The following is a 4262-nucleotide window of genomic DNA, read 5'->3' as shown; positions in this document are numbered from 1 at the left end:
AACTTGCTCTTTTTTGATTCTGATACCCCGTCCGCTTGCGGCGGGGTAGTTCATTCCAATCCCCTTATGTTGCGATCGCGTTCTTGGGTTCCTCCTATCTCTGGGCTGTTTCGGTCGGTTACGTTTAAGAGACTGTATCTATGGCTCTTGGGGATGGTCATACTTTGGTTTGCAAACCCGGGAGGGGCGATCGCCGCTAGCATTGATCCCTATGTCTTGCGCTACTTAGACGTTGCAGAACCTGTAGAACTGCCGATGGATGCTCAACAAACGCGGTCATTTACAGGTGCAGAATTGTCTCAAGGCAAGCGTTTTTTTGAAGAAAACTGCGTGAACTGCCACGTGGGTGGCGCAACGTTACCCAACCCCAGCGAACCCTTATCCTTAGAGACGTTAAAGGGCGCTATGCCGCCACGGGACACGATTTCAAGCTTGGTGGCCTTCATCCGCCATCCCATGACCTACGATGGACAGGAGGACAGCTATTGGTGTCGGGAAGTGCCGGAGAGTTGGTTGTCTGATCCAGAGGTCGAAAATCTGGCTGCTTTCATTCTGCGTGCCAGCCAAAAAGCGCCAGGATGGGGAACCGGAGAATTTTAGACCAAGCATTGGCGTTGCTGAATGCGGCTATGAATTGCCCTCATTCCCAACCCTTCTCCCGCAGGAGAAGGGCACTAAACCTCTGATTCCCTCTCCTGTGGGAGAGGGCTGAGAAAGACTTAAGCACGAAAATCATACTTCTGTTCAGCAACACCCAAGCATTTACGAAGTCAGAATACTCCCACCGCAGCTAATTTTATTGATCTGATTAAAAGCCACTTTGCCGAATCGCTATGAAGTGGTTGCATCGGCTGTAGAATCATATCTAAAGCGTTAATCGCAAACCGTAGCGTTTAGAAACGAATTATGAGATTCTTTACCTCCCTATCACAGACCCTGAAAGTGGCTCTGTGTGCGATCGCACTGGTCGCAACCACGTTCTTGATGGCAGTAGCTCCGGCTTCTGCTGAGACCTTCACCGTCAAAATGGGCGCAGACAGCGGCATGCTAGCCTTTGAACCTGCGAACCTGACCATCAAAGCAGGCGACACCGTAACCTGGGTGAACAACAAACTTCCTCCCCACAACATCATGTTTGAAGGTTCTGGCGAAAAGTACTCCCACGACCAACTGATGTTTTCTCCGGGCGAAGAGTACAGCGTCACCTTTGATGAAGCGGGTACCTACTCCTACTACTGCGCACCCCACCGTGGTGCAGGTATGACGGGTAAGATCACCGTCCAGTAGGATCAGGATCCCCTACTCTCTCCGCTATTCGCATTTGGCCTAAGCGGTGGTTGATATTACTTAGTTAACCTCTATGTGCCAGTAGCAAGGTGTTACTCATCGGACTGCTGGCACATTTGCGTTTTATCGGATCGCCTTAGAGAGTTTTGAAATCACCTCATCGGGCGATGCCCTCTAAAATAGTTAGAAGTTTAATGTTTTCCGATGCGCTTACCTAAGCTTGACCGACTCTGACGTATGGCCCTTTCCTCGATTACCCGCGCCTTGGGGCGATCGCCCCTCACTGCAGAACTGCTCGCTAAGCTGCAGCAGTATCACCACCTGATGTTAACCGGACTGGCGCGGTTGCCCAAAGGATTAGTCAGTTCTGCCTTTGCTCAAACCCAGCAGCGACCCTTGCTTGTGGTTGCAGCAACCTTAGAAGATGCCGGACGGTGGGCAGCGCAGTTAGAGGCGATGGGTTGGCAGACGGTACAGTTCTACCCCACATCGGAGGCCTCCCCCTACGAACCCTTCGATACCGAATCAGAAATGACGTGGGGGCAGTTACAAGTTCTCGCGGAACTGCAAATCCAAGCCGCAGGGACAAAATCCCCCTCGATGGCGATCGTCACGACGGAACGCGCATTACAGCCCCATTTACCGCCTGTAGAGGCATTTTCACCCTTTTGCATCACCCTCAAGCAAGGGATGGAGATCAACCTCAAGCAGTTATCCGATCGACTCACGCGCCTGGGGTATGAGCGAGTTCCCCTGGTGGAGATGGAGGGGCAGTGGAGCCGTCGGGGGGACATTATCGACGTGTTTCCGGTGGCATCGGAATTGCCCGTTCGCCTGGATTTATTTGGGGATGAGTTGGACAAAATTCGGGAGTTTGATCCAGCCACTCAGCGATCGCTCGATAGTATCCCGCACCTGATTCTGACCGTTACCAACTTTTCGCCCGTTGTGTTGGAACATTTGGGCTGTCGATCGGCAGACTCCGAAACCCTTGATTGCTCTGCGATTGAGGACTATCTCTCCCCCGAAGAACGGGAACAGATTGAAACCACCCAAATCTTGGAAGGGTCGCGTCGCTTTTTGAAGTTAGCCTTCGATCGTCCGGCCTCATTACTGGATTATCTACCGAAGAATACGTTGATCGCAGTAGACGAGGTGGAGCAGTGTCGGGCCCACAGCGATCGCTGGGTTGAACATGCGGAGGAACATTGGCAGGAGTTGGGGGCGATCGCCTCCAGTCAGCAGCGTTCCATGGTTCCTCCCAGCCATCGCGCCTTCGACGATAACGTAGCTGCCGTCGCAAAGTTCGATTGGTTAGCCTTAGCTGAGATAGCGGAAGTTACTAACGGAAACGCGACTCCGGCTCCCATCAATCTGGCGAGTCGTCCGGTTCCTGCGGTGCCTCATCAGTTTGGCAAACTGGCTGAGCTCCTGCGAGAAGAGCGCGATCGCCGTTTTGGGATTTGGCTGGTGTCGGCACAGCCGTCGCGATCGGTGGCGCTCCTGCAAGAACACGATTGCCCCGCCCAGTTTATTCCCAACCCCAAAGACTATCCTGCCATTGATAAGCTCCAAATTCAGCACACGCCCGTTGCTGTCAAGTATTCGGGTCTAGCGGAACTCGAAGGATTCATTTTGCCCACGTTTCGATTGGTCGTCGTGACCGATCGCGAATTCTTTGGGCAACACTCCCTCGCCACCCCCAGCTACATCCGCAAGCGTCGCCGCGCCGCATCTAAACAGGTCGATCCCAACAAATTGCAACCGGGCGACTACGTTGTGCATCGCAACCACGGGGTAGGCAAGTTCCTGAAGTTGGAAAGTCTGACCGTTAACAATGAAACCCGTGAATATCTGGTGTTGCAGTACGCCGACGGGTTGCTGCGCGTGGCTGCCGATCAGTTAGGTGCCCTTTCTCGCTACCGAAAGGCAGGAGAAGGCCAACCCGAACTGAACAAAATGTCGGGTAAGGCGTGGGAACGCACGAAAGCCAAGGCTCGGAAGGCGATCAAAAAAGTCGCAGTGGATTTGTTAAAGCTCTATGCCCAACGGGCGGAAATGCAGGGTTTTACCTATCCACTGGATACCCCCTGGCAGCAGGAAATGGAGGATTCATTCCCCTATCAGCCCACGCCCGATCAGCTCAAAGCGGTGCAGGACGTGAAACGAGACATGGAAAATCCTCGTCCGATGGATCGGTTGGTCTGCGGTGACGTGGGCTTTGGCAAAACCGAGGTTGCAATCCGCGCCATTTTTAAAGCGGTGACTGCCGGAAAACAGGTTGCCCTCCTCGCACCTACGACGATCTTGACCCAACAGCACTATCACACCCTCAAAGAACGCTTTGCGCCCTATCCGATTCAGGTTGGTCTTCTCAACCGTTTCCGCACCGCAGATGAACGCAAAGGCATCACTCAGCGACTCCGCACAGGCGAGTTAGATGTCGTCGTGGGAACCCATCAGCTTTTAGGCAAAGGGGTGCAGTTCAGAGATCTAGGGTTATTGGTTATCGATGAGGAACAGCGCTTCGGCGTGAACCAAAAGGAGAAAATCAAGACCCTCAAAACTCAGGTAGACGTACTCACCCTCTCCGCCACACCCATTCCCCGCACCCTCTATATGTCCCTTTCTGGCGTGCGGGAAATGAGCCTGATCACCACGCCGCCACCCTCGCGTAGACCCATCAAAACCCATCTCTCTCCCTACGATCCGGAGGTGATTCGCACGGCCATCTGTCAGGAACTCGATCGAGGCGGCCAAATTTTCTACGTTGTTCCTCGTGTGGAAGGAATTGAAGAGATTGGGGGGCGACTGCGTGAAATGGTTCCTTCTGCGAGAGTGGCGATCGCCCACGGTCAGATGGCCGAAAGCGAACTCGAAGCCACCATGTTGGCCTTTAGTAATGCCGAAGCGGATATCCTGGTCTGCACCACGATTATTGCATCAGGACTCGATATTCTGCGCGTCAACACTAT

Annotated in this window: 3 protein-coding genes; all 3 read left to right on the top strand. The window is 53.4% G+C overall.

Going from position 1 to position 4262, the window contains the following annotated elements:
* Window positions 1-66: 66 nt before the first annotated feature.
* Entirely contained in the window at window positions 67-600 is a 534-nt protein-coding gene (psbV2, locus tag IGR76_00425) for a photosystem II cytochrome PsbV2 (protein ID MBF2077010.1), read from the top strand.
* Between the two features lie 306 nt (window positions 601-906).
* The gene (locus IGR76_00420; protein ID MBF2077009.1) at window positions 907-1287 is read left to right on the top strand and encodes a plastocyanin; all 381 of its coding nucleotides are present in this window, start codon (window positions 907-909) and stop codon (window positions 1285-1287) included.
* A 237-nt stretch (window positions 1288-1524) separates the two neighbouring features.
* The coding region (mfd, locus tag IGR76_00415; protein MBF2077008.1) for a transcription-repair coupling factor at window positions 1525-4262 on the top strand (2738 nt) is incomplete at its 3' end.

The organism is Synechococcales cyanobacterium T60_A2020_003 (assembly GCA_015272205.1).
GTDB lineage: Bacteria > Cyanobacteriota > Cyanobacteriia > RECH01 > RECH01 > JACYMB01.
The sequence above is the reverse complement of the archived record's forward strand: the minus strand, read 5'-3'. Positions and strand labels throughout refer to the sequence as shown.

Excerpts from the sequence above, each read along its gene's own strand:
- IGR76_00420 (MBF2077009.1), top strand. The coding sequence starts at position 907 with ATGAGATTCTTTACCTCCCTATCACAGACCCTGAAAGTGGCTCTGTGT.
- psbV2 (MBF2077010.1), top strand. The coding sequence starts at position 67 with ATGTTGCGATCGCGTTCTTGGGTTCCTCCTATCTCTGGGCTGTTTCGG.